This window comes from Streptomyces carpinensis (genome assembly GCF_002154505.1).
Lineage (GTDB): Bacteria > Actinomycetota > Actinomycetes > Streptomycetales > Streptomycetaceae > Streptomyces > Streptomyces carpinensis.
The window spans coordinates 1-4,881 of record NZ_MUBM01000145.1; the positions used below are offsets into that span (position 1 = coordinate 1).

The 4,881-nt window shown below is 71.1% G+C and carries 5 protein-coding genes; 1 reads left to right on the forward strand and 4 read right to left on the reverse strand.

The annotated features are described in order from the left end of the window. Positions 1 to 609, reverse strand: a 609-nt coding sequence (locus tag BZY54_RS19700) for a uridine kinase family protein (RefSeq protein WP_244217236.1), incomplete at its 3' end; no start/stop codon positions are given. Between the two features lie 127 nt (positions 610 to 736). On the opposite strand from BZY54_RS19700, the gene BZY54_RS19705 reads away from it, so the two are divergent. Next, positions 737 to 1,135, forward strand: coding sequence for a hypothetical protein (locus tag BZY54_RS19705; protein ID WP_086726502.1), 399 nt, complete (start codon positions 737 to 739; stop codon positions 1,133 to 1,135). Positions 1,136 to 1,246: 111 nt separating this feature from the next. Here BZY54_RS19705 and BZY54_RS19710 read toward each other — a convergent pair whose 3' ends face one another. From BZY54_RS19710 to deoC, 3 genes are read right to left on the reverse strand one after another with little or no spacing between them, the layout of a single operon-like run. Beyond that, positions 1,247 to 2,152, reverse strand: a complete 906-nt coding sequence (locus BZY54_RS19710) for an aldehyde dehydrogenase family protein (protein ID WP_086726503.1) — start codon at positions 2,150 to 2,152, stop codon at positions 1,247 to 1,249. Beyond that, positions 2,145 to 3,581: an aldehyde dehydrogenase family protein gene (locus BZY54_RS19715; protein ID WP_086726504.1), complete on the reverse strand. Its 1,437-nt coding sequence runs from the start codon at positions 3,579 to 3,581 to the stop codon at positions 2,145 to 2,147. The genes BZY54_RS19710 and BZY54_RS19715 overlap by 8 nt, the downstream gene beginning before the upstream one ends. 5 nt (positions 3,582 to 3,586) lie before the next feature. After that, the gene (gene deoC / locus BZY54_RS19720; protein ID WP_086726505.1) at positions 3,587 to 4,546 is read right to left on the reverse strand and encodes a deoxyribose-phosphate aldolase; all 960 of its coding nucleotides are present in this window, start codon (positions 4,544 to 4,546) and stop codon (positions 3,587 to 3,589) included. Between the last annotated feature and the right edge of the window lie 335 nt (positions 4,547 to 4,881).

Genomic DNA, 4,881 nt, shown 5'->3' on the forward strand with positions numbered 1-4,881 from the left:
GCGGCCCGCCGCCGCGGCGGCCAGCCGGCCCAGCGCCTCGTCCAGGTCGCAGGCGTGGGCGCCCAGGGAGACCTGGCGGGCGATGATCGACCGTTCGGCGCGCATCAGCCGCCAGCCGCGGCGCAGCAGGAACGGCACCGACTTGCGGCCCTCCTTCAGGTCCCGCAGGAAGCGCCGGCGGAAGGTGGTGACGGGCCCGCGGGTCAGGCACAGCGCGTCGGCCAGGACGCCCAGTTCGCGGCAGCGCTCGACGATCTCGGCGGCGAAGATGCCCTCGGCGACGAACAGCGGCGTACGGCCGATGTGCAGGGTGTCCTCGCCGGTGCGGGCGCTGCGGGCGATGTCGTACACCGGCACGTTCGTGCTGCCCGTCGCGCACAGCCCGGTGATCGCCTTGACGGCGACGTCCGCGTCCCAGGACGCCGGGTGGTCCCAGTCGATGTCCGAACTCCCCGCCACCACGGGCAGCGTCGGGTCGTCACCCTCCTTGTAGAAGTCGTCGAGGCGCAGCACGGGCAGCCCGGAACGGGCGGCGACCAGGGACTTGCCCGAGCCCGAAGGGCCGCAGAGCAGCACGACACGGGCGGGAGACGGGGGATGAAGGCTCACGGAACACCAGTTTGACGCATGGTGGCCCGCCTGCCGACCCCGCGGGTCGGCTTTGGAGCGTGGGTTGCCTCTCAACTACCCTGTGCGCTGTTCTCATTACTCTGCGCACCAGAAGGTGGCACCAGACATGGCTCGACACGCGTCCGTCCCCCGCCCCACAGCCCGGCGTGCCCTGATCGCCGTGGCGACCGCCGGTGCCGCCCTGGGGGCGGGCGCGGCGACGGCCTCGGCGGACACCGTCCCGGTCGTGGGCGGGACCTACCGCACCGGCTCGCTGGGCAAGGTCGACCCGCAGGCGGGCCTCCAGGCGCTGACCGGCACGGTCGGCCACGTCACCGGACCGGTCGCCGGCCTCAAGCCCAACCCCCTGGCGGGCACCGGAGTGGACCCGCTCGACAACGGAGTCGACACCCAGCTCGCCGACTTCAGGCCGCTGACGTCGCGGATGCTCACCGGCCCGGTGGCGCAGGCCCCTTCGATCGGGGCCGTGCCGGTCGTCGGCCAGGTGCTCGGGTCGCTGCGCTGAGCCGCGGCGAGCCCGCGAAACACACACGAAGAGAGCCGCGCCTCCCCCGGACGGAGGGGAGACGCGGCTCTCGTCTGTGCGGGCGCCGCTGTGCGGCTTCGCCCGGCCGTCTCAGTACGACGAACCCGACGCGCCCAGCGCCCCGGTCGGGTGCCAGACCGTCTTGGTCTCCAGGAAGGCCGTCAGGCGCTCGATCCCGGGAGTCGCGAAGAAATCCACAGGCTGTGGACGGAGAACGCGCTTGAGGTTGTCCGCCGCCGCGATCTCCAGCTCCTTCGCCAGCGCCTCGTCGGCGCCCGTGAGGTCGATCGCGTTGACGTCCTGGTGGGCGGCGAGCGGGGCCGCGATCTCCGCCGTACGGCCGGACAGGACGTTGACGACCCCTCCGGGCAGGTCGGAGGTGGCCAGCACCTCACCCAGCGAGAGGGCCGGGAGCGGGGACTTCTCGCTCGCGATCACGACCGCCGTGTTGCCGGTGGCGATCACGGGGGCGATCACCGAGACCAGCCCCAGGAAGGACGACTCCTGCGGGGCGAGCACGGTCACGACGCCGGTCGGCTCGGGGGAGGAGAGGTTGAAGAACGGACCGGCGACCGGGTTCGCGCCGCCCACCACCTGGGCGATCTTGTCCGTCCACCCCGCGTACCAGACCCAGCGGTCGATCGCTGCGTCCACGACCGCCGCCGCCTTCGCCTTCGACAGGCCCTCGGCCTCGGCGACCTCGCGCACGAACTGCTCGCGGCGGCCCTCCAGCATCTCCGCGACGCGGTAGAGGATCTGGCCCCGGTTGTACGCGGTCGCGCCCGACCACGCCCCGAACGCCTTGCGCGCGGCCACCACCGCGTCACGGGCGTCCTTGCGCGAGGACAGCGGGACGTTAGCCAGCCAGTTGTCCTTGGAGTCCGTCACCTCGTACACCCGGCCGCTCTCGGAACGCGGGAACTTCCCGCCCACGTACAGCTTGTAGGTCTTGAAGACCGAAAGCCGCGGTTCGGTCTTGTCCGTCTTGTCAGACATCGAGGTACGCCTCCAGGCCGTGGCGGCCGCCCTCGCGGCCGAAGCCCGACTCCTTGTAACCGCCGAACGGCGAGGTCGGGTCGAACTTGTTGAACGTGTTGGACCAGATCACGCCCGCGCGGAGCTTGTTCGCGACGGCGAGGATCCTCGACCCCTTCTCGGTCCAGATGCCCGCCGAGAGGCCGTACGGCGTGTTGTTCGCCTTGGCTACCGCCTCGTCCGGCGTGCGGAAGGTGAGCACGGACAGCACCGGGCCGAAGATCTCGTCGCGGGCGATGGTGTGCGCCTGGGTGACGTTCGTGAACAGCGTCGGGGCGAACCAGTAGCCGGAGGTCGGCAGTTCGCAGGCCGGGGACCAGCGCTCGGCGCCCTCCGCCTCGCCCCGGTCGGCGAGCGCGGTGATCCGGGCCAACTGCTCGGCGGAGTTGATCGCGCCGATGTCGGTGTTCTTGTCGAGCGGATCGCCCAGGCGGAGGGTGGAGAGCCTGCGCTTGAGCGAGTCCAGCAGCTCGTCGTGGATTGACTCCTGCACCAGCAGCCGGGAGCCCGCACAGCAGACCTGGCCCTGGTTGAAGAAGATGCCGTTCACGATGCCCTCGACGGCCTGGTCGATCGGCGCGTCGTCGAAGACGATGTTGGCGCCCTTGCCGCCCAGTTCGAGGGTGAGCTTCTTGCGGGTGCCCGCGACGGTCCGGGCGATCTCCTTGCCGACGGCGGTGGATCCGGTGAAGGCGACCTTGTTCACGTCCGGGTGCGCGACGAGCGCGGCGCCCGCGTCACCGTAGCCCGGAAGGATGTTGACGACACCCCTCGGCAGCCCCGCCTGGCGGCAGATGTCGGCGAAGAAGAGCGCGGACAGAGGGGTCGTCTCGGCGGGCTTGAGGACGACCGTGTTGCCGGTCGCCAGCGCCGGGGCGATCTTCCACGCCAGCATCAGGAGGGGGAAGTTCCAGGGGATGACCTGGCCGGCCACGCCCAGCGGCTTCGGGTTCGGCCCGAAGCCCGCGTGGTCCAGCTTGTCGGCCCAGCCCGCGTAGTAGAAGAAGTGGGCCGCCACCAGGGGCAGGTCGGCGTCCCTCGTCTCCCTGATCGGCTTGCCGTTGTCCAGCGTCTCCAGGACCGCGAGCTCACGGCTGCGCTCCTGGATGATGCGGGCGATGCGGAACAGGTACTTGGCGCGCTCCGAACCGGGCAGCGCCGACCACTTCGCGAAGGCCCTGCGGGCGGCCTGCACCGCGCGGTCCACGTCCGCCTCTCCGGCCTGCGCGACCTCGGACAGCACCTCCTCGGTGCTGGGCGAGACCGTCTTGAAGACCTTGCCGTCGGCCGCCTCGGTGAACTCGCCGTCGACGAACAGGCCGTAGGACGGCGCGACATCGACGATCGACCGGGACTCGGGAGCCGGGGCGTACTCGAATGCGGATGTCATGGTGATCAGTCCACCGTCACGTAGTCGGGGCCGGAGTAGCGGCCGGTGGCCAGCTTCTGGCGCTGCATCAGCAGGTCGTTCAGGAGAGAGGAGGCGCCGAAGCGGAACCAGTGGTTGTCCAGCCAGTCCTCGCCCGCGGTCTCGTTGACCAGGACCAGGAACTTGATCGCGTCCTTGCTCGTGCGGATGCCGCCGGCCGGCTTCACACCGACCTGTACGCCGGTCTGGGCACGGAAGTCGCGCACCGCCTCCAGCATGAGCAGGGTGTTGGCGGGGGTGGCGTTGACGGCGACCTTTCCGGTGGAGGTCTTGATGAAGTCGGCGCCCGCGAGCATGCCGAGCCAGGAGGCGCGGCGGATGTTGTCGTAGGTCGACAGCTCGCCGGTCTCGAAGATGACCTTCAGCCGGGCGCTCGTCCCGCAGGCCTCCTTCACCGCGACGATCTCGTCGTACACCTTCAGGTACCTGCCCGCGAGGAACGCGCCGCGGTCGATGACCATGTCGATCTCGTCGGCCCCCGCGGCGACGGCGTCCCGCACGTCGGCCAGCTTCACGCCGAGGGCGGCGCGGCCCGCCGGGAAGGCGGTGGCCACCGAGGCGACCTTCACGCCCGAGCCGGCGACGGTCTCCTTGGCGACGGCCACCATGTCGGGATAGACGCAGACCGCGGCCGTGGTGGGGGTCGTGCGGTCGGTCGGGTCGGGATGGACCGCCTTGGCGCCGAGCGCCCGGACCTTGCCCGGGGTGTCCGCGCCTTCCAGCGTCGTCAGGTCGACCATCGAAATGGCGAGGTCGATGGCGTACGCCTTCGCGGTGGTCTTGATGGAACGGGTGCCGAGCGAGGCGGCGCGCGCCTCCAGGCCGACCGCGTCGACGCCGGGCAGCCCGTGCAGGAAGCGGCGCAGCGTGCTGTCGGACGCGGTGACGTCGGAGAGAGCCTGCGCGGTGGGTGCAGTGGTGGGCATGGTCACCAGGCGAGCATATCTACGCGCGTAGCGGCTTGTACAGCCCCAGGTTTTGTCGGGATGCGTGGGGCGGGGGCTCGTGGGTGGGAGGGGGTGCGGGGTGCTCGGGCTGTGTTCGGTCGGTGCGGGTCGGAGGGGACGTGGGCGTGCGTCCTCCGTGTTCGGTTCGTGTTCGGCCCGTGCTCTTCCCGGGGCGGCCGTCGGGCAGAATCGGGACCATGACGACCGAGCACGAGTCCCCCGCGCCGCAGCCACCGGGCCCCGAGTCCCATGACCGGGTCCGCCGGTCCTCCGGAGGCATCGTGGGCGGTGTCCTGCTGCTCGCCATCATCCTC